Genomic DNA, 24,161 nt, shown 5'->3' on the forward strand with positions numbered 1-24,161 from the left:
ATTTAACAATCAAGCGACAATTAACCATCTCACTTTAATTCATATTTTTTATTTACGTGACACATGCCAATAAAAACACCCATATTGATACTAAATTGTGACATGGACGTAATAATAATTGTTAAAAAACAGCAATAACTATGCTTATCAAAAGAAGGCTGGCTATTTTAAACAGATCCTGTTAAAAAATGTTTCTGTTACAAAATATAAAACTTAAACACAACAATAAAAAATGCAGGATAAACTATGAGTCAATCACAACCCTTTCTTGCCAGAGTCGCTAATGGCAGTCTAGTAATACAAATATTAGTGGGGATTATCGCCGGTGTTGCTTTAGCCGTCTTTTTTCCATCATCAGCATCAAGCGTAAGCTTTTTAGGCGGACTATTTGTTGCCGCATTAAAAGCAGTTGCGCCAATCTTAGTGTTTATTTTGGTCGCCTCATCGATTGCGAATCAAAAAAAAGGCACTCATACCAATATGAAGCCAATAATTTTTCTTTATTTATTAGGAACATTATTAGCCGCTTTTACCGCTGTAGCAATGAGCTTCCTTTTTCCTACCACTTTGACGCTTGTTACTAACACGACCTCTATTGCACCACCTGAAGGTATTGCTGAAGTTATTAATTCACTATTTTTTAAAATCGTGGATAACCCAATCAATGCATTAATGACAGGTAACTTTATTGGTATTTTGGCATGGGCGATTGCATTAGGCTTTTCATTACACCAAGCGAGTGATGCGACTAAGCAGGTTTTTCAAGACATGTCTGATGGCGTAACATTAATTGTGCGCTTTATTATTCGTCTTGCTCCTATTGGTATTTTTGGTCTTGTCGCGCATACCTTTGCTCAAACAGGCTTTAATGCATTATTAGGCTATGCTCATCTACTTGCGGTATTGCTTGGTTCAATGGTAATCATTGCATTAGTTGTTAACCCGCTTATTGTATTTGTAAAAACCAAAACCAACCCTTACCCACTGGTATTTCGTTGTTTACGTGAGAGTGGTATTACCGCCTTCTTCACTCGTAGTTCAGCAGCCAATATTCCAGTTAATATGAAATTATGTAAGGATCTGGATCTGCACGAAGACACCTATTCAGTTTCTATTCCTTTAGGTGCAACCATTAATATGGGTGGTGCAGCCATTACTATCACCGTGTTAACGCTAGCAGCCGTACATACGTTAGGTATTGAAGTAGATCTTGCAACAGCGGTATTACTCAGTGTTGTTGCTGCAGTATCAGCATGTGGTGCATCAGGTGTTGCAGGTGGCTCACTATTACTTATTCCACTTGCGGCAAGTTTATTTGGTATTCCAAATGAAATTGCGATGCAAGTTGTTGCTGTCGGCTTCATTATTGGTGTAATTCAAGACTCAGCAGAAACAGCATTGAACAGTTCAACAGATGTGGTCTTTACTGCAGCTGCATGTTTAGCCGCAGAGCGTAAACAAGCAAAAGTACGCCTACAAAAATCATAAGTACGTTGCTAACAATATAAAAACACAACATTAAAAATGCGGCTATCACGCACATGATAGCCGCATTATTTTATCCATCATCTTCGTTGTAATTAGTAGATATTAGTCGCTTTACGAATAGCGTTATTTGAACGATGAATTAAACTATTCACCGCTCTTCTTTTCTTCTTTTTCACTGCACGTCCCACACTTTTCTCAGCATAGGTACCATCTTTAAGTTCTGTCATGGTTCTTTGCGTGTTGTCATATTTATTTTGTGAACGCCTAATAGTACGTTGGGTTCCATTAATTGTATTTTCAATATGAGAAAGCTGATTATCAAGCCGATTAATTACATCATCAGCATGCACAGTTATAGACGTTGCTAATAATGCAACTAAGGGAATAATGCGAAGTGTTTTGTGTACCATAGCGTGTTTCTCTCAATTGAAAATTCATTCTTATTGTACAAATCTTACCTACAAAAACACTGATTTAAGACTAAAATGTAATAATAAATTCCAAAAAGGCCGCCATTATTACATTTTCACACATAATCAAATCGTTATTCGAAAAAAATAAGCAAATATCGAAACTAAAATATTGATGAAAAGATCTAATGACGATGATTGAATTATTTAGTTGGTAAGTATGTGTATTCGCCCGATAAAATCGAATGATATAGACAAACGTTACCCCTATTAACATCAATAAAGAGGGCGTCGTCATGACAACTATCACAGCACATAATATGGGCTATATCATTGCGAAATCCGCTGTTACGAAAGCAAGTAAGCAACTCTCTGCTGCGGGTTATTTTACAGATATATACTGTATGGATCGTCGATTTAGGTTAGTGATCGCTAACGATAAACAATTGCCATATGAATATGCTATCCACTTTATTCCCAGTGTTGATGGTGATGAAACACACCTCGAAGTGTTTATCAAAAATGATCAGAAACGCTATTTTGTTGATGATTTTTCAGAACCTGAACTTATTGAAGATATTATTAATCATTACCAACGTTACAATCGCTGCGAGTTCTAACGTTATAATAAAACTATAGGGGTCATATGCTTGAAAACCTAACCAGCATGATCACTGAGCTCTGTAGTATTATTATTATCACGGCTATTTTCAGTAGTCTTTTTCTCTATACTCGCCAACCTATTATTCTCGCTTACATTTTTACCGGTATTATCATCGGCCCTTATGGATTTCAGCTAGTCACCGATGCCACCAGCATTAGTCAAATGGGACATCTTGGGGTCATTCTATTGCTGTTTATTTTAGGCCTAAATTTACAACCTCTTCGCTTACTGCATTTATTTAAACAAAGTGCGGTGATCACACTGATCAGCTGTTTATTATTTTTTATTAGCGGCTTTTTATTTGCATTAATCATTAATCTTTCCGTTACGGATGCTCTCATTACTGCTGCGGCAATGATGTTTTCAAGTACCGTAATAGGCCTTAAACTGATTCCAACCACCACCCTTCACCATTTACGTATGGGTGAAGTGATGACCAGTATTTTGCTAATGCAAGATATTATCGCGATCAGTGTATTATTATTGTTTAATATCAACACCGAGCATAATATTTGTCTCAGTTTGAGTTTATTAGTCATCAAGCTGATCGCTATCATTCTTAGTGCTTATTTAGCGGTAAAATACGTTATGTTACCATTATTAAAGCGCTTTGATGTTATTCAGGAATATAGCTTTATCGCGACACTTGCATGGTGTTTTTTCTGGGCATTACTCTGCAATAGTATTGGTTTATCTTACGAGACAGGGGCTTTTATCGCGGGTATTACTCTGGCAGTCAGTCCGGTGTCGCAAGCGATTGCCGTTCATCTGAAACCATTACGTGAATTTTTTCTGATCTTATTTTTCTTTGCCATTGGCGCAAAAATCAACTTATGGGACAGTAATATTTATACCGTTTTGGGGGTCGTTTTTGGTATTTGTCTGATCCGCATAAAAGCATGGGGATTTAAAATCGCGTTAACCTTAGCCCACGAAGATCAAATAGAAAGTGTCGAGCTTCGTGCTCGTTTAAGTCAAGCCAGTGAATTTTCACTTTTGTTAGTTTATGCCGCCATAGCGCAAGGTTTACTATCAGAACAAGGTAAAACCTTTATCGAAACCGTTACTATTACCACATTTGTTATTTCAACCTATTGGGTTGTACGCCGTTACCCAACGCCGATTTCAATGGTTAATAACCTGCGTCAAGATTAGCTGATTTACTCACATCTCATCATTTTATAAAAAAACCTGCCACGATATAAACCGTGGCAGGTGAACCAGTATACAACGACTATTATTATAATAATTTACAACCGTTTACATTGACCAAACATAGAAAACCTGTGCTTTCATTCGAATGATAATGCCACGAATAACGTCCAGAAAACCAAGGAAACTAATGGGTTTTTCAGCGCTGACCCAAGCTAATCCAACAGAGCCAACTGGAATATCATAACCATCTGTTTCATAAAGTTTTAAACGTACAAAATGGTGCTTATTGGCGATATTTGCACCCGTCGTTTGACGAACATTGGTTTCACGTCCAATCAAATTACCTTGTGATTCCCCCGTTGCCTCAACAATACCTTCAACTTCCGCCGCAAAGACTTTTCCAGGATAAACAGCAGAAGCAAATTCAGCCATCTGCCCTGGTTTTACATTTCGAATGGCTTGATGGTTTACTCGCATTAATACATATTTTTCATCGGTATACATTTGGATACGCGGAACAGAGCCAACATATTGACCTTCACGCATAATGAAGTTGGTAACAAAACCGTCAGCAGGCGCATAAACCTTAGTATTGTCGAGATCCCACTGAGCTTTAGCGACATTTTCTTTCGCTGTGATCACATCAACATCACGACTGTTAAAGGTTAACTCGGCTTTTTCTATTCCTAACTGCGCTTTTTTAACTGCAATATGGGCTTTTTCTATTTGTGAATCCAACATAATCTGTTGTGATTTAGCCACATCAACCGCAGTGCGTTGTTCATCTAACATGCTTGCGGTTACGGTATGTTTAACAACATTGTTTTGCTTTACATAACGGGCAAGCATCGTACTTTTTAAACGGTGATCTGCGGTGGCTGCGGATAACTGTTTTGTTGCGATATCAATATCTTTCACCGCTGCGGTCTTTGAGGCTTGCGCCATTGCAATATCTTGTTGCGCCATATCACGAGCAACTTTTGCGGCATCAAGGCTAGCATGTGCTTTATTAAGCGCAATAACGTACGGTTCAGAGTCAAGCTCATACACTAATTGGCCTTGGGTTACTTTGCTGTTGGGTTCCACATAAATAGCTTTTACACGACCATTGATTGATGTGGATGCAGGACGCAACTGCACATGCGGCGATTGAACGAGTGAGCCGCCAGATAAATCCATTGGCGCATAAGTAATTAAACCAAACCATACAAAGACTAACCAACTGCCACCACCAACATATGCAAAAGCTTGAGTGAATTTATTCCATGGCATGCCCACTAAACGCAATAAATAAATAAACAGCGCCCAAACAGCTAAACCTTCCAACATACTACTTCTCCTCTGTATCTGTAGTCATAGCATCTGTAGACGTAGCAGGCGCGACAGGTAAGCGATCACCATGCCAAATATCACGCAAGCGACACAGGGCTTTTTCCCCATCAACAAATGCAATAATGACTGCCAACACCCATACCCAATGCCACACAAAACCAATCCATGTTAGGGCGGTTATTAAGCCTATTTGGTGATGCTCTTTCGTCGATGCTTTATGAATAGGTAATTCGTGTATTTTCCAAAAACCAATCGCAACAGCAGCAATGGTTGCAATTAATACTACCCCCGCAAACACACTTAATACTGTGTCTACATTGGTATCGACAAAGGGCATACTCAGTAAGCTCATCCACACTCTCCGGTTCAAAACTAAAATAGTTAACAAGCATCACTCATGCAGTGATGAACAGCCGTCATTATGGAGAGAGCTCACATTAACGGTATAACTTGAGTCTATTTAAATCGAAAATAGCCAATAATTGATATAATTAGACTTACACTAACGATAATAATCTTACTTATTTCAGCAAATGCCCATCAGCACCATAAGAAGAACATCATGATCAATATTGCCTTTATTCGAACCGCCTTTCTTAAACCATTAGAACTTGGCTTACAAAAACACTATGGAATCGGCTTGGCTGAATTAGGTATTCCAGCTCAATTACTCAAAGAACCGATGTCTTTGATCCCTTTTAATGATTATTTACAATGGTTAGAGCGTATTGAAGAATTAACCAACGATTCGGCTTATATGATCAAAATAGCCACAGATATCACCTTTGAAAATATCGGGCCTATTGGTAATTGGTACGTGACTTGCCCTGATCTTGCATTAGCATTTCGACGAATCAACTACGGTGTATCATGTTTACAAGGAGGGGCGTCTTTTCATGGTCAACAATCAGGAAAAATTGTTAAGTGGGTATATTACAATAACTATGCACATGGGCGTGCGGCGAGTTTTGACAGCTTAAAAATTGCGATTTTATTTACCCAAGTCACCCGTAACTACATGGGAGACGATTACGTTCCTTTAAAAGTAGAGCTTTCTGGTGCAGAAATAATAGATCCCGCCATTCAACAATTTTTTGGATGCCCGATCACATGGCAATCATCTGCAACAAAGGTTTGGTTAAATCTTTCAATGTTGGAGCATGGTAACCAGCGTCCTTTGCCAATAACAAAACCCATTCTGGTTTCAAATTTACAATTGGATGATTTACTCAATATGCCCCAACCATTAGATCTTGCTAAGGTCATGTTTGAAATCATTAACTATTCACGTTATTACGGCTTTCCTACACTGGATTTTGTTGCTGAAAAGGTAGGATTATCACGCCAACAATTACAACGTCGCTTACATGATAACGGCTGGACATTTACTGGTATGACAAATTATATTTTATGTAATATCGCCATAAAATATATGCTCTCAGGCATGAGTATCGACATAATAGCAACTGTACTTGGTTACAGTAATGTCCAAAGTTTTAGCAAAGCATTTAAACGTAATCGTGGTTTAACACCAGCACAATACCAACAAAAATTATTGGAACGTAGCCTAAACTAAACGGCGTATGTCTCAAAAAAAGTCATAAAAAAACGCTAGATAACGGTTGTTATTTAGCGTTTTTCTATTGTCTATAACTTAAACCACACCACTACATGCGCCAATTTATTCGCACCAATGGTTCAGATTGTTACTCTATTTCTGTATCAACAAAATGTTCATTAATGGTCGACATTAATACAATCGGCCCCATCATGGTTACTTTCAATGGTGTACCACTTAGGCCAAACTGTAAATCTGATAAGTCTGCTGTTGAATAATTATAACGACAATCGAACTTATCACTCGCAATATGCAGTAAATCAAAATCTTTACGATGACATGAAATATGCGCACACCAGTACATAGCATCAATGATCTCATCTTGACGCATAGCACGGATCACAAAGCGCCAGCTCCCCTCTTCACCATAAAAATCAACGGGAAATTGATTTTTTCTCTTTCGTCTCTTAAACAACTCAACCCTTCCACAGCCCATTTAATGCTTTAAGTTATCCTAAAATTAAATCATAGCGGGTAAAAAAAGAGATACCAACTGCAATTTAATTTATTTTCAAACTCATCAATTACATAAATTATGCAGAGATTAGCCAAGGAGATAAATTAAAAGATGATAAAAAATAAGAGATTATTCATAAAAAAGGCGGGATTTTCTTCAATTTTTTTGCATTGAGATATATTTGTTTACATTTTAGGGGTTGTATTTAACAAATCTCTGCCTATAATGCTGAAAACCGGAGCGTCTGCCAACGCTCCGGTTTTTTTGCGCCCGCTCAACAGGAAAAAAAGTTACCTGCCAGTAACGATTTTAACGAGGGCTGCATTCTATTAATTTGTAAGGAATACAAATCATGCGTATCGAACAAGATCTAAAGTTAGGCTTTAAAGATGTTTTATTTCGTCCAAAACGTTCAACATTGAAAAGTCGCTCTCAAGTTGATTTAACCCGTGATTTTACATTCAAACATAGTGGCCGTCAATGGTCAGGCGTGCCAATTATTGCTGCTAATATGGATTCAGTCGGTAGCTTTGATATGGCTATCGCTTTAGCGCAACACAAAGTCATGACCGCGATTCATAAACATTACACTGTTGAGCAATGGGCTGAGTTCATCAGCGCTAACGATGCATCAGTATTAAATAACGTCATGGTATCAACCGGTACCTCTGAAGCTGATTTCCAAAAAACCAAAGACATCATGGCGCTAACTGACGACATTATCTTTATCTGCATTGATATTGCTAATGGTTATTCAGAGCACCTTGTAGAGTACGTTGAGCGTGTTCGCGCACAGTTCCCTGATAAAGTAATCAGCGCAGGTAACGTCGTTACGGGTGATATGGTTGAAGAACTTATTCTTGCAGGTGCTGACATTGTTAAAGTCGGTATTGGCCCAGGTTCTGTATGTACTACGCGTGTTAAAACTGGCGTTGGTTACCCACAACTTTCAGCTATCATCGAATGTGCCGATGCCGCTCACGGCCTAGGTGGTCGTATTATCGGTGACGGCGGTTGTTCATGTGCGGGTGATGTTGCAAAAGCCTTTGGTGGCGGTGCTGATTTCGTAATGCTTGGCGGTATGCTTGCAGGCCACACTGAAAGTAACGGTGAAATCATTGAGCAAGACGGCAAGCAATTCATGAAGTTCTACGGCATGTCGAGCCAGAGCGCAATGTCTAAGCACTCAGGTGGTGTCGCTACATACCGCGCAGCTGAAGGTAAAACAGTATTATTGCCTTACCGTGGTTCTGTAAATTTCACCATTCAAGACATCATGGGCGGTATACGTTCTACTTGTACTTATTTAGGTGCTGCACAGCTAAAAGAATTAACGAAGCGTACGACGTTTATCCGCGTTCAAGAACAAGAAAATAACGTTTACGGTAAAGAGTAAGCTTAATATTTTTCAATAAATAGTATTGAAACAGCCTTATAAAGCTATATAAAGCCAGAGAAAGATAATGATCTTACTCTGGCTTTTTTATTGTCTTTTTTTAACAACAACCGTCATTCCTTACAGTAAATGTCTGTGAGATCGATAGGGAATCTATTTACAGAATGTTGAAACCTTAAAGCGTTTAACAACCAAGTTAGCTTGTTTTTGCCCCTAAACTTGTTAGATCAAATACTCATTCATATCGTATTAACGTGATTTTTGATTAGTTTTATTTACTGTGTATATAAACAGTTATAATAAAATATGGTGATTTTATCGCTTGAGTTCTGTTTTTAATAAGAAATATTTCTTATTAAAAACGAAGGTGAAAATCATAAACGTATGAAAAGTAATGATTTAATGTTTCTTACTTTCTACATTATTAAACAGTATTTGAAAGATAAAATACGCTATCAAGATCATGATATTTATGAATTAAATTGATTATCATTGCTGGGTTTTAGAAGTGTGCTTTTGCGTGAAAGTAAGAATGCTTATTAATAAGCTGTTATACAACAATGGAGTGTTACGTGGATTACCAAGTATTTAGCTTAAGCGAAAGAAGTGTAGTGGTCAACAAATACTGGCCACAGTTTTAGAGGTTAACCAATATAATCGTTCAGATTCATTAGGGGTTAATCCGCCATTATATTGGTGAGGCCTTAATTGGCTGTAATAGCCAATAATATATCGAGTGATTTCGTGTTTTGCTTCAGCAAAACTACGATAGCCAACATTTGGAACCCATTCTGTTTTTAAACTTCTAAAGAAACGTTCCATTGGTGCGTTATCCCAACAATTTCCCCGACGAGATAAACTTTGTTTAATCTGGCATCGCCATAATAATTGTCGATAGTAGCGACTTGTATAATGACTACCTTGATCGCTGTGGAACATAACCTCTTTAGGTTTATCTCGTGATTCATAAGCCATCAGAAGTGCTTTACCTGTTAATCGACTATCAGGCGATAGAGACATCGCCCAACCAACAGGTTTTCTCGAAAATAGATCGATAACTACAGCAAGATACATCCAACGATTTCCAGTCCAAACATAGGTCACATCACCGACCCAAACTTGATTTGGTGATGTAACCGCAAATTGACGATCAAGGTGATTAGGAATCGCAATATGTTCCTGTTTTACTTTACGGTATCGATGTTTCGGCGATTGGCAACTAACAAGATTAAGGCCTTTCATTAGCTTAGATGCACGATATCGGCTCAAGGCGATGCCTTGAGCAGTAACCATACCGGCAATACTTCTAGCCCCAGCAGAACCATTGCTAGCTGCATGTACCTCTTTGATTAAACAACGAAGTTTAATCAATTCAATAGAAATAAACTTTGGCCGTCTCTGCCAATATTTATAGCTACTGCGATGAACACCTAATACTTTGCATAACGTTGTTATGCTGTGGCTCTTCTTGAGTTTCTCGATTAACGAGAATTGTTCAATGAGTCTGACATCAAGAGAGCGGTGGCTTTTTTTAATATTTCATTATGCTCTTCAAGTGTCGCTAACTTCTTTTTTAATTCTCGTATTTCAATTTGTTCAGGCGTCATTGGTGATGCTTTGGGAGCTTTTCCTTGGCGCTCCTCTTTAAGCTGTCGAACCCACTTATCCATCGTAGATTTACCCACGTTCATTGCTTGGGCTGCTTCTGTTACTGAGTAATTTTGTTCTAGAACTAATTGTGCTGCTTCAAGCTTAAATTCAGCACTAAATAATCGTCTTGTACGCTTTGTCATAATGTCACCTATCCATGTTATGAGGTGATGATATCACCTCTGAGTAGGTGGCCAAATTTAATGTACCACTACAAGAATTAAGTAATTAACTGACATCTCATTAACTGAAAAACAGCAGATCGACGTTAATTACGGTAGGTAACACTATCATTCCTATAAAAGTGAAAATTTAAGCTTATCTATGTCGAGCTAAATGCTCACCATGATTTGGCTCTTTATGGGTAATGACATTGTTTATATAAATGATTCTTGAATTTTTGCCTTACATATTAAGCAGGTAATTCAAATGGCTATGCGTATTCATTGTACTCAGTGTGGCGAAAAAGCACGTATTAACAAAACAAACTGGTTCTCAAATGCAGCAGCAGACTTATATTGTTCGTGCTCAGATCCAGAATGTGGACATACTTTTGTTATGTCCCTTGGCTTTAGCCACACCATTAGTCCATCAGCAAAAAATGTAAATGAACTCGTTATTGCATTAGTTAAAACAATGCCACCCGAAAAAGTGAAAGAGCTTCATCAAATGCTAACAATCTAAACTTATGCGGAACGTTATACGTTCCGCTTTAATACTGAATATAACCATCAGTACTAAAGTACTTTTAATATAGTTAACGATTGTAAAGGCTATATGGCATTTTCTTGCTTTTAGGACGTATAAGTTTAACTATTACATCACTAGAAATAATTAATATACGAGCACTGATGCCGATAACGACATAGTGATGATAAACGGGTCAAATATGACAAAAAACCGTGAAATAATATGCAATAAGTTTTATTGATGACGGCATATTGGTAAATTTACATACCAACGCATAAACTAAATGTATAATTAATAAAAAAAACATTAGTCAAACGCTATGCATACAGTATCACTCATGCGTGTTATTGTCGGTATTAGAGGCTTAATCTGTTGTTATTACCATTACCTTGATAAGGTTGAGAGTCCAAAATGAAACCTAATATGACACCTAAATCTCATATTCCTATTATTTCTACTTATCCATATCTTGGTGGAAAAGCTGTTACATCTAAATTATGCTCATTATTAAACATTGATGAATATCAAAATCTTGCTGATGTTTTTGGTGTCCCACGTGGCACTGTATCAACATGGCATTCTCGAGAAACTACCCCATTTGAAATTGCTATTCGATCTCACCTTGCGACAGGAGTATCACTAAGGTGGTTATTATTAAATGAAGGTGACGCATTTCCTGAAATGAGTAAATCAGAACAATATTCAGATTCTCATACTTTAACATTACCGCATTATCAATTGAAATCAGGTGAACTCACCGCTCTGCCAGCCTTATCTTTTGATCCAATATTACTTAAGCAATCACAGACTGAACCACATCATTTCATGGCGCTACAAACAGCTTCAACGACAATGATCATCGACCAAAATGATACTTTACCTATTAGTGGTAGCTATCTGATCACAATTGATAACCTTATGTCGATTAATGATATTCAACGTTTGCCCGGCAATCAGCTAGTATTGCACTACGGTCAATCTTCCATTGCAGTTGCTCAAGCTGACATTACAATCATGGGAAAAGTGATTATTTCTATTAACCATATATAAATAATTGCTATTTGTATTTATTTAAAAACACAAAAAAAGGCGATCCGAAGATCGCCTTATCTTAATTAATAGTAAGTTATGCTTTTTGTACTTCTATATCTGACATTTCTTCTTTTTGTTTCATGATCTCGTTAAACATAATTCGTGCTTCTTGAGCCAATTCTGATGCTTCAAGTTTCGCTTCTTTCGCTGCCATCGCTTCTGCTGTTAATCGATGCAGCTCTTCTGCTAACTCTTGAGGTACATCACCAGAATCAGTACCACTATCACCACTTGCTAATGCTTGGGCACGAATTGTTTTCTTAATTTTCCAGATTGCATTCAGCGCATCACGCTCAGTGTTTGCTGCTTCAATCGCTATATCTTTTAATTGTTCAAATTTTGCAAGTGCCATACCTTCGGTTGACCATGGATCAACATCAGGCAGTTCTTCGATATTAATGACTGGATCTTCATAACCATCTTGGTTTCTTAAATCTAGTGAGGCCGCTTTTACAGCAGATATCATTAACATAACAGTAATAAATAACAGTGGTAATCCACCCACAATTGCGGCTGTTTGTAACGTTGCAAGTCCACCCATAAACATCAGCACTGATGGCATGAACGACATTGCAAAAGCCCAAAATAAACGGTTCCAACGCATAGGCTCTTCTGTTACATCATTTTGAACCACAGAAGCAAGAATATACGAAATAGAGTCAAACGTTGTTGCTGTGAAAATTAAACATAGCAAGGTAAATACAGCAATAACAATGGTACTGAACGGCAGTTGTTCAAGAATAGAGAAGATAGCTTTAGTTGCGCCATCTGCATTTAAAATACCAACCACGTCAAGTGCACCAGATAATTGTAATGATAAGCCATAATTACCCAATACCATAAAGAAGAGGAAGCAACCCATCGAACCGAAGAAGATCGAGCCTGTAACCATCTGCTTAATTGTACGACCACGAGAAATTCGGGCAATAAATAGACCCATACTTGGTGCGAAGACTAGCCACCATGCCCAGTAGAAAATAGTCCAATCTTGTGGGAAGTGTGTATCTTCAAATGTACCATAACCACCGAAAGGTTCTGCCCAAGTTGCCATGATGAAGAAGTTAGATAGCATACGTCCCAATGAATCGAGGCCCGTTTCTAACATGAAAATCGTTGGACCAACAGCAAGAATAAAGGCAAGTAAGCCTAATGCTCCCCAAAAGTTAATGTTACTCAGAACTTTGATGCCTTTTTCCATACCAGCATAAGCAGAGTATCCAAAAATACAGGTACAGATAAGCAATACGATAATCTGTGTTTCTGTCGTCTTAGGCGTGCCAAAGAGATAATGTGCACCTTCAGTAATCAACGGTGCGGCCAAACCTAATGTTGTAGCACCACCACCTAATAATCCAAAAATAAATAACACATCAATAACTTTACCAATCCAACCATGGCTACGCGCTTCACCAATAACAGGCATTAACGCTGCTGAAACTTTCAAGACTGGTTGCTTACGTACATAGAAGAAATACGCAATTGGCACTGCTGGTACAAGGTAAATACACCATGCAATAGGACCCCAGTGGAAAACACCGTAAGTTGCGGCCCAACGAACAGCTTCTTCACTTCCTGGTTGCAATTGAAATGGTGGACTTTGATAATAATAAGCCCACTCAATAGCACCCCAGTACAAAATACTGGCACCGATACCACCACAGAAAAGCATTGCCGCCCATGATGCGGTTTTAAATTCAGGCGCTTCATCTGCATCACCTAATTTAATTTGACCAATATCAGAAAAAACAATATAAATCATAAAGAAAAAGGCAGCCATACCCAGCGCTAAATATAAAAATCCCAGTTGGTCAGTCATGAAGGTTTTTGCAACAGCAATCCACTCTGCGCCTTCTTTTGGAAATAAAAGGAGTGGCACAACCACTGAAATCAACATTGCTAATGCCCCAAAGAATGTGGGCTTATCAATTAATTCGAAGTTTTTACGTAATGTATTCAAACGATATCCTTACTGCTATATATCATCCATGAAAAGTTACACATATGATGTTCTTTTAACACTAATCATACAAATAACATCAGTAATGGTAACGATGAATTTTTTTTATCCTACTTAATGTAATGAATTTTTTGAGCGAATATGACCTCTTTGATGAATTAACAATCAAAAAAAACACTTTCACGTTACAAGTTGAAACAAATAAACAGCTTACTTGCTAATAAAAAGCATGGTGATAATAAAATTATATGCTACATAACCTTATGTATAAGGGACTATATATGAAATTAATGTTACATACACAATTGAAGCTATCGGTTTTTCACAATCAATAACTCATTAAATATTTATCGATTATTTTATAGTACAGATGGCATTAAAGTATAATTCAAGCACCGTTATTATAATGACTATCAATTAGTCTCGGCTATTTCTCTTATTGTGTAACTAATGATAATACGACAGACAATTGCTTCTTATTTTATACTTTAAATAAAAAAGAAGTAAAAATGACAATTAAAAAAGAAAAAATGAGATTTAGTTACAACTATGGTGACTATTTTTAGTGTCTTATTATAAAAGTTAAGTACAATAGGCAAAATTACTTTTATTTAGAATTAATAACATGATTGAAACTCTTTTAAATCTACGCTCTTTAAGAGCTCAAGCGCGTGAAATGTCTATTGAAGATCTACAAGAAGGTCTACAAAAGTTCACCCAAGTCGTTGAAGAACGTCGTGTGGAAGAAGAAGCAGCTAAAGCTGAAAATAAAGAACAAGAAGCAAAACTGCAAAAGTACCGCGATATGCTTGCTGCTGAAGGCATTACACCGGAAGAATTAATTGCATTAATTGGTGACACACCAAAAACCAAGAAAAAGCGAGCTTCTCGTCCAGCTAAATACAAGTTTGTTGATGAAAATGGTGATGAGAAAACGTGGACAGGCCAAGGCCGTACACCTAAAGCACTACAACAATTATTAGATAATGGCGATGCACTCGCAAGCTTCGAAATCTAATTCAGACATAACTTAATTAAGTTAATGTTCAAAAAAACGCTCGTTGTATTAACAATGAGCGTTTTTTATATCAATAAATAATTGAAGAGTAACCTGCTTTTTCTTCTGAATTCATTTATTTTCGGCGGCTTGTTGTTCTGGAGTATCATTTCGAGTTGTAAATAGTTTATAGCTCATAATTAGAATAACTAATGCTTTAATTATCATCATCTGAGGGTTACCAAAATAACCAACCATACCTACAAAACCAGATAGCAACATTAATCTGCGGTATTTTTTCAATTCAGTCATATATAAAGCAATGACAATTACCCCTAAATCAACAAACTGTAATCCTACAGCCAGTGTGGGTTCAGCAATAAAAGCATTAACAGCAACATAGACAATATATGATATGCCTATCACCATAACTGTTGCTAACAATTGAATAATGATTTTCGCTGTTTGAGTAAAATCTTTAAAATATCGATATAAATTAATTGCTGTAACCGATAAATTGAGAATAACTTTCGGCCACCACCCCATTAAAATTGACCATATTGTATCGTTTGTTGCAGAAGCAAAAGCGGCATAACGGGTAACTTTCATGGTGTTAAATATAGTGATTAAGATATAAAACACCACCGATGTCCATCCCAATATATCTTTCAATAAATCAATCACAACACTATCTCTCAACATACCATTAACGATTAATGGTGATCTAATATTAATATTTAACGTATATCCATATATATACTGGAATAATGCTAAAAATTTAGAGGATAATACCATACGATTGTTGATTATTACATCAACCGATAAGACTAATTTTCTTCGATTAATAACTTAACTTATTATTTTATAAAATAAATGCATTGAGATAAAATCATAAAAGAGTACAGATAATAGTATTATTGTTTATTCATTATTCAATCAAACTTGAATAATGATAAATATATTTACATAACACACATATAGCCGTATTATTCGCGGCATGGAGAGATGGCTGAGTGGTTGAAAGCACCGGTCTTGAAAACCGGCATACGTTTATAGCGTATCTAGGGTTCAAATCCCTATCTCTCCGCCACATTCAAAAAAACCGCTAACTTATTAGCGGTTTTTTTACATCTATAATAATCATCTACTTTCAAATCAATCAGTTATCTAAGAAGTAATCATTATTAAAACTTGATTGGCACATAGTGAGTACAGATGCTGTGAGCCTTAATGCCATATTGATAGAATCATCCGACTCATCACAAGAACGTAATAATGTAATATGATTGTTCAAACAGCTGTAACCATTATTTACTAAACAAGCGGCAATACAGGCATAATAATAACTTGTTATATCTTCGACATCTAATTCTTTTAAAGGCGCTAATTGCATTGCATTCGTCATTTTAGATTTTAAATCAATACTATGCATCGCCATATAGTAAGCATTAGTCGCTGCCATTCTAACCACAGCATGATGAATATCTTGACGCTGATTAAGCGTGATATCACCAACAAGATGTTGAATCGTTTGTAATACTTTTTTATTCTGAGTAGCAAGTGCCGCTGCATAAACAATATATTGCATTCTATTGGTAGATAATAATGATTGCCTAGAGATTAATGCATTAAGTAATTCTGAATGTTCACATGCTTCATCGGTAGTTGGCATAACAATACTCCTAAACTTATGAATGATAATGACTTTATCACTAAGGATGTAACGTTATAATATGCCTATCAATATAAAGTGCAATCTACAGATATGGAGCATAACTCTGTATTTATGATCAATACATCCATAATAAAAAAGATGACAAACGTCACCTCTTTTATACTAGGATTAGCAACAATTGTTTTTACGCAGATACTGAAAACAACATTTCCACATCATAATTGTCATTCATTAAAGCGCGCTTTAAACGCATAAGATTTTTTATTTGTAATTGTCGAATCCGCTCTCGCGTTAATCCTACTGCATCAGCAACTTCTTGTAATGTTTGCGGTTCATAACCTAATAATCCAAACCGACGACAAATAATTTCACGATCACGTTCAGTTAATGTATATAACATTTTTTTAGTGATCTTTTGCATATCACTACGCTCTATTACTTTATCTACATTCGCATGTTCATCTGCAACAAAAGACGATAACGAATTATGATCATCTTCATTCAATGTCTGTTCAAATGATAAAACATGCTGATTATTTGTTATTAATAAAGTTATGTCATTCACATCACGCTCTAAATAATCAGCAATATCTTCTGGTGATGGCTCATTATTATTTTTAGCCATTAAATCACGATGGGCGCGTAAGATCGTATTCACTTCTTTTGACACATGTACTGGCAATCGAATAGTACGACTTTGATTATGAATTGCCCGTTCAATTGTCTGTTTAATCCACCACGATGCATAAGTAGAAAATCGAAATCCTTTTTCTGGATCAAATTTTTCGACAGCCGTAATTAAACCAATATTTCCTTCATCAATTAAATCACTCAATAACAAAGTAGAAGCTCGATATTTTTTAGCTAAGCTAACAACAAGACGTAAATTAGATTCGATAAGCACACGTTTAGCCTGCTCATCACCCAATAAGGATTTACGACTATAAAGAATTTCGTCGTTTTTTGTTAGCAAAGGTTTAAACGATATATCATTCAAATAAAGCCGAACAACATCATTTTCAAATACTACTTCTTTCATACATCATCCTTGAGTATTTTCTATTATTTACAGATTACATAATAAATCTATTTTTATCCTATTAACAACAATTAATTACAAAAATTTGACCTAGAGCTAATAATTTTTTATCAGTTACAAAGATAAAAGCTTAATAGCTATTTTATATATTTACTATATATGACTAAGGTATACTATTTATTATAAAACCTAAATAATGATAGAGTAGATCTAATGCATCCCTTCATGAAAAAAACAATTTTAGTCACCCTTACTGTTGGTGCTCTATTTTCAGCAGCAGCAAATGCAACGAATTCTATTGTTGTGCAATCATGTGTCAGTAATCAGAATTATGATGAACAAGGTCTTATTCTTTGTTTACAACAAGCAACAAAAAGTGCAAAGAATCAAGTTTATAATTTTACAAATCAAGGCGATAAATACAGTAAACAAATTGATAATCAATGCTCTAGCCAAAAAGCGACCATTGATAAAGGACCTATAATAAGTAGCGATAAAGCGACATTAGCCATGTGCTATGCCAACGCATGGTCTGCAGCTCGTGATTCACTACTTGGTGAAAAATACAGTGCAACATTAACAACTGATGTTTATAAGGACAAATAATGAGACAGTTATCTGATTACCAACAACAGATTCAGTCATTAGTCTGTAATAATAAATACTCGCTAGCACAAGCAATCTTACAATTAAGATCACTGCTTGAAGATATTGAAAATGATGATGCAATTACAGATACCGCAATGCATACTGAATAAATTATTTATTATTTACAGTTAAGACATATCAAACAGCACCTGTCACAATATCATCATTAATATATGACTCAATTTCTTGATAAAGAAGTTGAGTTGCTGGATTTTGCATTTTCTCATAGTTACTCACCAAGTAATAACTAGGAATATTATCCTGCATAACACCCATATCAATAGCTTCAATAAGAATGCCTTGTTTTAAATACGATTCAACAAAAATACGGTTTATAAAAGCAACACCTATTCCTTGTATTGCTGCTTCAATGGCATGCATTGAATTTTGAAAATATATCTTACTTTGATTAGGGTCTAATTTAATATTATTATTCGCTAAAATTAAATCCCATTGAATTAGTCTATTCGTCGTTTCAATCAAAGTACTCGTTGATAATAATTCTGCTGACAAGTAACTTAAAGGCTTATCAGTATAGTCAGGTGCACAAACAGCAATCATTTGTTCCTGAAATAACAATCGGCAGTATTTTTCATTTGGTTTTTCAATACTATAACGAATTGAAATATCAATATTTTCTTTATTTAAGTCTAACATTTCAATGGTATCAATAAAGACAACCGAAATATCATTTTCACTCAGATATGCGTAATCAATTCGTGGTAATAACCACTTATTTAATAATGTTGGCGGAATCGCTATTGTTATTTTTTGTTTTTTTGTCATGAAACCAATATCTGTCGTTGCCTGATCTAAATCTTTTAAAATCAAACCAATACGATTGAAATAACGCACACCAGCATTGGTTAATTTAATTCCCCTATGTTGGCGAATAAATAATTTTTGACCAATAAATGCTTCAAGTGTCTGAATCTGATGACTCACAGCACCTGGTGTTACAAATAATTCTTCTGCTGCTAATTTAAAGCTATGTAGTCTTGCAGAAGCTTCAAAATAAATAATACCTTTTAATGGGGGAAGTGATCTCACATTGAATCCTTAAGTGATTTTTTCTCAACTATTGGTACAGTTTTATTGATTTGAGCTATTGTAATAAATAACACATTATACGTATAAGATATTTCACCATAACGTTTACTGATTGTTAGATAATGATGACACATTAAAATAACATTAGTTTTAACTAACCCATAGGTACTACTATGAAGATTAAGACGCTTGCTGTGGCGCTGCTTTTTACCCTACCATCTTTTATGTCACAGGCTGCAATGACATTAACCAGTCAAAATGTTACTAATGATCAAACATTAAGTAATTCTCAGCTATTTAACCAATGGGGTTGTACTGGTAAGAATGAATCACCACAATTAAGTTGGAATGATATCCCTGCTGGCACAAAAAGCTTTGCTGTAACAATGTATGATCCTGATGCGCCAACAGGAAGTGGTTGGTGGCACTGGAGTGTAATCAACATTCCGGCCAATATCCATTCATTAGCAGAAGGTGCCGGGGCCGTTGGTGGTAAAAACTTACCCAAAGGTGCAAGTATGGTAACTAATGACTTTGGTTTTAAAGGTTTTGGCGGTGCATGTCCTCCACCAAAAGCAAAACCACATAATTACCAAATTACGGTTTATGCCTTAAATACAGCCAATATCAAACTACCTGAAAATGCATCTCCAGCATTAGCGGGTTATAACATCCTTGCTCACGTTATTGGCAAGGCTCGTCTTATCGCGCCAACTAATGCTCGATAAAAGATAATTTCCCATTGAAGCTACTTTAATACTAACAGTAGCTTCAATGGATTAAAGAGTCTTTCTATATCTTATACTCCTAACATCCTTCTATTATCAATTTATATTACCTAACCCGCTTAGATTATCCCCTATACAGAATATCGACCTGTTTACATTTATCATGCTAAATACTGCTATCACTCACATACAGAATGTCATACCATTTAAATAAAGACATTGGATTTAATAAGGAACAGCATGACATATTGGAAAAACCTTCATCTGACTCGCCAAACAATCACTGGCTTATCATTATCAATTAATGTTGTTTATCCTCCAGAATTTGAATCTAATATACGCAATGAAATGCGATCGTTAAAAACAAACTATCAATGCCCACAGATCTTTAAGAAAGAAGTAATTAGTATTATTTGTGCTTATGATGGACGATTAGTCAATTTTAATCAGAAGTAATTAACATTATGACTAGATGATAATTAATCAATTAATGTAAATAAAGAAAGGTAAGGTATTAGCGGATAATGCAGTCGATTATGCGTTAGCAGAAAGATTAACGCGAAGATATTTAAAAACAAGCCCCAGAAACTACAAAAGCGCAAATAACAGAGTTATTTACGCTTTTATCAAACTTTATAGATTAACTATAAAATTATAGAGCTACAACGTTTGCAGCTTGAAGACCTTTTTGGCCTTGCTCTACTTCAAAAGACACTTTCTGGCCTTCAGCAAGAGTTTTGAAGCCTTCAGAAGCGATTGCACGGAAGTGAACGAATACGTCAGCACCGCCGTTGTCTTGAGTAATGAAACCAAAACCTTTCTCTTCGTTAAACCACTTTACTAGACCAGTTGATTTGTTAGACATGATGTGTCCCTTATATAAATACTTTAAAATTATCGCAAAATGCGATGCACTGTAACTTGGGTTATTAAAAATGACGATGAAAAGCGAAGGGAAACACTAATTTACACAACAATAACGAAGATGCTTCTAAGGTTTTTCTTTAACTTAATTCTCGTTCAATAACTCTAGCTACAGAGTAAAGGTATAATCTCATTAAACATTGTATTTGTAAAGTTTTTTATAGGTGAGGTTTTATAACCGCTTAAAAAAAAAGCATTGCTATCAAAAACAATACTTTTATCTCATTATAAATAATAACAGTGTTAATAAAATCAATGTATTATCATTAAATTTTAGTGAATACAAAGACCTAATCTAGGCCTTTATATTCTCTCTCGGTATTAGCTAATTATCCTATAAATAGAATGCTTTTTAATTCCCATTAACCGCATTTTTTTTAAATCGATATAATGCTAACAATGGTAATAATGCAACATAAGAAAACATCAAGAAACCAAACGTATAGACAAATGCCAGTAGTGTCGATTGTTGATGTAATAGCGCACCCACTTGCGCAATAAAGTTAGGATCAGTCACCGTAGTATGATGCTGCATTGCTTGTTGCTGCAATATTGGATTGGTTGCCGTAATATCAGCGCCTAATGCATGCCACTCCCGTTGTTGAGTACGGCTGAAATAGGTGTTTACGATTGAGATACCAAATGAACTACCAATGGTTCGGCATAAATTAAACATTACCGCACCACCAACAGCATATTTTTGCTCAATTGTGCGATATGCCATTTGACTCAGCGGTGCAAACACCAATCCCATCCCCATTCCTTGAATAATTGACGGCACAAGAACCCAATAGAAATTAATATCCATTGAGTACCGCATCATTAAATAAGTACCAAAGATATTAAAACCAAGCCCTACAGCCACCAGCATTCGAGGATCTAATCGATCCATGTATTGTGCCATAACAAGTAACACAATGGCTGAAGCTAACCCACGCGGAGCCATCACAAATCCTGTCGTTTCTACTGGATAATGTAATAACTGTTCTAACATCATTGGTTGAAGTTGGGTAATACCAAATAATCCCATAGAAAAGCCAGCCATGATCAAACATGACACGGCAAGATTACGGTCTTTTAATAGCCACATCGGTGCAACATCCCCTTTTGTACGCAATGAACGCACAATAAAGAATACCCAAGCAATTGCACTGATGATCAATGAAAACAGAATAAAGTTAGACTCAAACCATCCTTCTTCATTACCTCTATCAAGCACCATCTGCAATAAGCCGATACCAATAGCCATACCAATAACTAACGGCCAGTCTAATTTTGACTCGCCTTTATCTTCAATTTTAACAAACAGATAAACTAGCGTCAGACACAATGCGCCAATAGGGACGTTAACATAGAAAATCCAACGCCAATCCATATTTTCAGTGATAATACCACCAACAGTAGGCCCTAAAATAGGACCTAATAAAATACCAACGCTAAATAATGCCATGGCTTTACCGCGTTGATCTGCAGGGTAAATTTGCACCATTGTCGATTGTGCCAATGGAATAACTGACGCACCAAATGCACCTTGCATGATTCGAAAGGTAACCATTTCAGTAAGACTATCAGCTTGGCCACATAAAGCTGAAGTAACGACAAAACCGATGACAGAAATAATTAATAATCTACGTACCCCAAATTTAAGCGCAAAATAACTCGCAAGGGGAATAAAAATAGCTTCAGCCATTGAGTAAGAAGTAAGTACCCATGTCACCTGTTCAGACGTAACCCCTAGTGCCCCCATCATATGCGGTAAAGCAACATTGGCAATCGTCATATCGAGCAATACCATGATCGCTGATAACATAACGGCTAAGGTGATCCATAAACGGTTAGCTGGTGTAACTGACCCACTCATTAGTTAGTCTCTGATTGAGTATCAATAGTAACATTTGCACTCGCACCAACGCGCAGTAATGGCTTATTTTTCAAATCAATAAACTTCACACGCACAGGGAAACGCTGTGGTACTTTCACCCAGTTACCCGTTGCATTTTCAGCGGGTAATAATGAGAAAGATGAACCACTGGCAGGAGAAAGAGCCTCGATTTGTCCTTGATAAGTTACATCGGGATACATATCTAATGTAACCTTTGCAGTCATACCCACTTTTAATAAGCCAATATCTTTCTCTTTGTAGTTCGCTTGTAGCCATGCAGTGTTATCTTCAATTAATGGCATCATCGCCAAACCAGGAGAGACAACACTACCAGGACGAACACTGACCTTACCTAGCTCACCATCATATGGCGCATAGATATTAGTATAAGAAAGGTTTAATGTTGCTTGGCTTAAGGCCGCCGCTGCTTGCTTGACTTGTGGGGCTTCATTACCTTTCGCACCTTGTTGGTTAATCAATTGCGACATTTTTGCACGCGCGGCTTCAAGTGAGGTTTGAGCACCCGCCAACTTGGCTTTTATATCATCACCTTGTTGTGCAGGTAATACTTTACGATTCACTAAATCCATTACACGATGATAGCTTTTTTGAATATCAACCAAGTTCGCATCAGCTGCACGTACATTAGCACTTGCCGCTAAAATTGCATCATCAGTGGCTTTATTTTGTTGTGTTGCCACTTCATAAGCAGCTTTCGCTTGTTCTAGCTCAATTTCATAAGGAGCAGGATCAATCTTAACCAGTAAGTCCCCTTCAGTAACATGCTGATAGTTTTCAACATTAACATTAAGAACTTTGCCGCTGATTTGTGGTGCAACATAAAGAATGTTGGCATGAATATAAGCATCATCAGTACTTGGATATAATTTTTGATGACGGATATAAAAATATCCTGCGGTACCTAAACCGGCAGCAATAACAATAAAAATAATAATATTTCGAAACTTATTTGTTTTTTTTGTTGCGTTTGATTGTTCTACTTGAGCCGTATCTGTCGTTGCCATGGATTTATCCTATTTAGCTAAAAGTTAGCTAAATTTGAGTCTAGATGATAGGAATTATTTTCGCTTAAAATGTTTCTTATATTCATCATGCATACATACTGATTGTCTTAATATAACTACCAGTATCGCGCTAAAAATAAGTACTATTTATAAGCTATAAAATAATAAGCTTGCACACCAAGGCTTTCAAGTGCAGAAAACAGTGAACCACAGCACAAACAACCACAATGATACTGATTTTTACGGCTTATTTAATATGATTTAGAGTAAATGCATTAAAATAG

24 protein-coding genes, 1 tRNA gene and 1 pseudogene are annotated in these 24,161 nt (G+C 36.3%); 13 read left to right on the forward strand and 13 right to left on the reverse strand.

What is annotated here, in order from left to right; translation table 11 throughout:
* The first annotated feature begins 246 nt into the window (after window positions 1-246).
* Window positions 247-1,488 carry a serine/threonine transporter SstT gene (gene sstT / locus ACJZU6_RS15325; protein ID WP_408901313.1) on the forward strand — a complete coding sequence of 414 codons (1,242 nt, stop codon included), beginning with the start codon at window positions 247-249 and terminating at the stop codon, window positions 1,486-1,488.
* Between the two features lie 92 nt (window positions 1,489-1,580).
* On the opposite strand, the gene ACJZU6_RS15330 is transcribed toward sstT, so the two are convergent.
* Window positions 1,581-1,898, reverse strand: coding sequence for a hypothetical protein (locus ACJZU6_RS15330; protein WP_080155611.1), 318 nt, complete (start codon window positions 1,896-1,898; stop codon window positions 1,581-1,583).
* Between the two features lie 296 nt (window positions 1,899-2,194).
* On the opposite strand from ACJZU6_RS15330, the gene ACJZU6_RS15335 reads away from it, so the two are divergent.
* Both ACJZU6_RS15335 and ACJZU6_RS15340 read left to right on the forward strand, forming a co-directional pair.
* The gene (locus tag ACJZU6_RS15335; RefSeq protein WP_080155610.1) at window positions 2,195-2,518 is read left to right on the forward strand and encodes a hypothetical protein; all 324 of its coding nucleotides are present in this window, start codon (window positions 2,195-2,197) and stop codon (window positions 2,516-2,518) included.
* 26 nt (window positions 2,519-2,544) lie between these two features.
* Complete coding sequence (locus ACJZU6_RS15340) at window positions 2,545-3,717, forward strand: cation:proton antiporter (RefSeq protein WP_080155609.1); 1,173 nt, start codon at window positions 2,545-2,547, stop codon at window positions 3,715-3,717.
* A gap of 105 nt (window positions 3,718-3,822) precedes the next feature.
* Here the strand turns inward: ACJZU6_RS15340 and ACJZU6_RS15345 are convergent, their stop codons facing one another.
* Window positions 3,823-5,046 (reverse strand): HlyD family secretion protein, encoded by a 1,224-nt coding sequence (locus ACJZU6_RS15345; RefSeq protein ID WP_080155608.1) that lies wholly within the window; start codon window positions 5,044-5,046, stop codon window positions 3,823-3,825.
* Between the two features lies 1 nt (window position 5,047).
* Window positions 5,048-5,401 (reverse strand): MFS transporter, encoded by a 354-nt coding sequence (locus ACJZU6_RS15350; protein ID WP_080155607.1) that lies wholly within the window; start codon window positions 5,399-5,401, stop codon window positions 5,048-5,050.
* Window positions 5,402-5,611: 210 nt separating this feature from the next.
* On the opposite strand from ACJZU6_RS15350, the gene ACJZU6_RS15355 reads away from it, so the two are divergent.
* Complete coding sequence (locus tag ACJZU6_RS15355) at window positions 5,612-6,625, forward strand: AraC family transcriptional regulator ligand-binding domain-containing protein (RefSeq protein WP_408901314.1); 1,014 nt, start codon at window positions 5,612-5,614, stop codon at window positions 6,623-6,625.
* A gap of 130 nt (window positions 6,626-6,755) precedes the next feature.
* Here the strand turns inward: ACJZU6_RS15355 and ACJZU6_RS15360 are convergent, their stop codons facing one another.
* The gene (locus tag ACJZU6_RS15360; RefSeq protein ID WP_235865754.1) at window positions 6,756-7,082 is read right to left on the reverse strand and encodes a hypothetical protein; all 327 of its coding nucleotides are present in this window, start codon (window positions 7,080-7,082) and stop codon (window positions 6,756-6,758) included.
* A gap of 394 nt (window positions 7,083-7,476) precedes the next feature.
* On the opposite strand from ACJZU6_RS15360, the gene ACJZU6_RS15365 reads away from it, so the two are divergent.
* The gene (locus tag ACJZU6_RS15365; RefSeq protein ID WP_327768002.1) at window positions 7,477-8,520 is read left to right on the forward strand and encodes a GMP reductase; all 1,044 of its coding nucleotides are present in this window, start codon (window positions 7,477-7,479) and stop codon (window positions 8,518-8,520) included.
* Window positions 8,521-9,135: 615 nt separating this feature from the next.
* Here the strand turns inward: ACJZU6_RS15365 and ACJZU6_RS15370 are convergent.
* Window positions 9,136-10,329: pseudogene (locus tag ACJZU6_RS15370) on the reverse strand (IS3 family transposase).
* A 276-nt stretch (window positions 10,330-10,605) separates the two neighbouring features.
* Here ACJZU6_RS15370 and ACJZU6_RS15375 point away from each other — a divergent pair.
* Together ACJZU6_RS15375 and ACJZU6_RS15380 are read left to right on the forward strand one after the other, a co-directional pair.
* Complete coding sequence (locus tag ACJZU6_RS15375) at window positions 10,606-10,854, forward strand: ogr/Delta-like zinc finger family protein (protein WP_036792931.1); 249 nt, start codon at window positions 10,606-10,608, stop codon at window positions 10,852-10,854.
* 417 nt (window positions 10,855-11,271) lie between these two features.
* The gene (locus tag ACJZU6_RS15380) at window positions 11,272-11,910 is read left to right on the forward strand and encodes a phage repressor protein CI (protein WP_408901315.1); all 639 of its coding nucleotides are present in this window, start codon (window positions 11,272-11,274) and stop codon (window positions 11,908-11,910) included.
* 76 nt (window positions 11,911-11,986) lie between these two features.
* Here the strand turns inward: ACJZU6_RS15380 and ACJZU6_RS15385 are convergent, their stop codons facing one another.
* Window positions 11,987-13,909, reverse strand: a complete 1,923-nt coding sequence (locus ACJZU6_RS15385) for a BCCT family transporter (protein WP_408901316.1) — start codon at window positions 13,907-13,909, stop codon at window positions 11,987-11,989.
* Window positions 13,910-14,525: 616 nt separating this feature from the next.
* Between ACJZU6_RS15385 and ACJZU6_RS15390 the strand changes: the two genes are divergently transcribed.
* Window positions 14,526-14,927 carry an H-NS family nucleoid-associated regulatory protein gene (locus ACJZU6_RS15390; RefSeq protein WP_210434268.1) on the forward strand — a complete coding sequence of 134 codons (402 nt, stop codon included), beginning with the start codon at window positions 14,526-14,528 and terminating at the stop codon, window positions 14,925-14,927.
* 111 nt (window positions 14,928-15,038) lie between these two features.
* Here the strand turns inward: ACJZU6_RS15390 and ACJZU6_RS15395 are convergent, their stop codons facing one another.
* Entirely contained in the window at window positions 15,039-15,608 is a 570-nt protein-coding gene (locus tag ACJZU6_RS15395; RefSeq protein ID WP_080156512.1) for a hypothetical protein, read from the reverse strand.
* Window positions 15,609-15,905: 297 nt separating this feature from the next.
* On the opposite strand from ACJZU6_RS15395, the gene ACJZU6_RS15400 reads away from it, so the two are divergent.
* A tRNA-Ser gene (locus tag ACJZU6_RS15400) sits at window positions 15,906-15,996 on the forward strand.
* 69 nt (window positions 15,997-16,065) lie between these two features.
* Here ACJZU6_RS15400 and ACJZU6_RS15405 read toward each other — a convergent pair.
* Window positions 16,066-16,578: a hypothetical protein gene (locus ACJZU6_RS15405; protein ID WP_408901317.1), complete on the reverse strand. Its 513-nt coding sequence runs from the start codon at window positions 16,576-16,578 to the stop codon at window positions 16,066-16,068.
* A gap of 187 nt (window positions 16,579-16,765) precedes the next feature.
* The gene (gene rpoS / locus ACJZU6_RS15410; protein ID WP_408901318.1) at window positions 16,766-17,620 is read right to left on the reverse strand and encodes an RNA polymerase sigma factor RpoS; all 855 of its coding nucleotides are present in this window, start codon (window positions 17,618-17,620) and stop codon (window positions 16,766-16,768) included.
* Between the two features lie 225 nt (window positions 17,621-17,845).
* On the opposite strand from rpoS, the gene ACJZU6_RS15415 reads away from it, so the two are divergent.
* Both ACJZU6_RS15415 and ACJZU6_RS15420 read left to right on the forward strand, forming a co-directional pair.
* Window positions 17,846-18,226 carry a hypothetical protein gene (locus tag ACJZU6_RS15415; RefSeq protein WP_408901319.1) on the forward strand — a complete coding sequence of 127 codons (381 nt, stop codon included), beginning with the start codon at window positions 17,846-17,848 and terminating at the stop codon, window positions 18,224-18,226.
* Window positions 18,226-18,378, forward strand: coding sequence for a hypothetical protein (locus ACJZU6_RS15420; RefSeq protein WP_158258923.1), 153 nt, complete (start codon window positions 18,226-18,228; stop codon window positions 18,376-18,378). Before ACJZU6_RS15415 ends, ACJZU6_RS15420 begins: the two co-directional genes overlap by 1 nt.
* Window positions 18,379-18,406: 28 nt before the next feature.
* On the opposite strand, the gene ACJZU6_RS15425 is transcribed toward ACJZU6_RS15420, so the two are convergent.
* Window positions 18,407-19,318, reverse strand: coding sequence for a LysR family transcriptional regulator (locus tag ACJZU6_RS15425; protein ID WP_107275914.1), 912 nt, complete (start codon window positions 19,316-19,318; stop codon window positions 18,407-18,409).
* A 173-nt stretch (window positions 19,319-19,491) separates the two neighbouring features.
* Here ACJZU6_RS15425 and ACJZU6_RS15430 point away from each other — a divergent pair, with 173 nt between their 5' ends.
* Window positions 19,492-20,046: a YbhB/YbcL family Raf kinase inhibitor-like protein gene (locus ACJZU6_RS15430; RefSeq protein ID WP_408901320.1), complete on the forward strand. Its 555-nt coding sequence runs from the start codon at window positions 19,492-19,494 to the stop codon at window positions 20,044-20,046.
* A 240-nt stretch (window positions 20,047-20,286) separates the two neighbouring features.
* Window positions 20,287-20,502, forward strand: a complete 216-nt coding sequence (locus ACJZU6_RS15435; RefSeq protein ID WP_107275915.1) for a hypothetical protein — start codon at window positions 20,287-20,289, stop codon at window positions 20,500-20,502.
* Window positions 20,503-20,698: 196 nt separating this feature from the next.
* Here ACJZU6_RS15435 and ACJZU6_RS15440 read toward each other — a convergent pair whose 3' ends face one another.
* The 3 genes from ACJZU6_RS15440 to ACJZU6_RS15450 form a co-directional block, all read right to left on the reverse strand.
* Complete coding sequence (locus tag ACJZU6_RS15440) at window positions 20,699-20,911, reverse strand: cold-shock protein (RefSeq protein WP_036791338.1); 213 nt, start codon at window positions 20,909-20,911, stop codon at window positions 20,699-20,701.
* A gap of 411 nt (window positions 20,912-21,322) precedes the next feature.
* Window positions 21,323-22,831 (reverse strand): DHA2 family efflux MFS transporter permease subunit, encoded by a 1,509-nt coding sequence (locus ACJZU6_RS15445; RefSeq protein WP_107275916.1) that lies wholly within the window; start codon window positions 22,829-22,831, stop codon window positions 21,323-21,325.
* Window positions 22,831-23,877: an HlyD family secretion protein gene (locus ACJZU6_RS15450; protein ID WP_080155549.1), complete on the reverse strand. Its 1,047-nt coding sequence runs from the start codon at window positions 23,875-23,877 to the stop codon at window positions 22,831-22,833. The genes ACJZU6_RS15445 and ACJZU6_RS15450 overlap by 1 nt, the downstream gene beginning before the upstream one ends.
* Between the last annotated feature and the right edge of the window lie 284 nt (window positions 23,878-24,161).

Origin of the sequence: Photobacterium piscicola, assembly GCF_046058925.1 — a bacterium.
Classification (GTDB): domain Bacteria; phylum Pseudomonadota; class Gammaproteobacteria; order Enterobacterales; family Vibrionaceae; genus Photobacterium; species Photobacterium piscicola.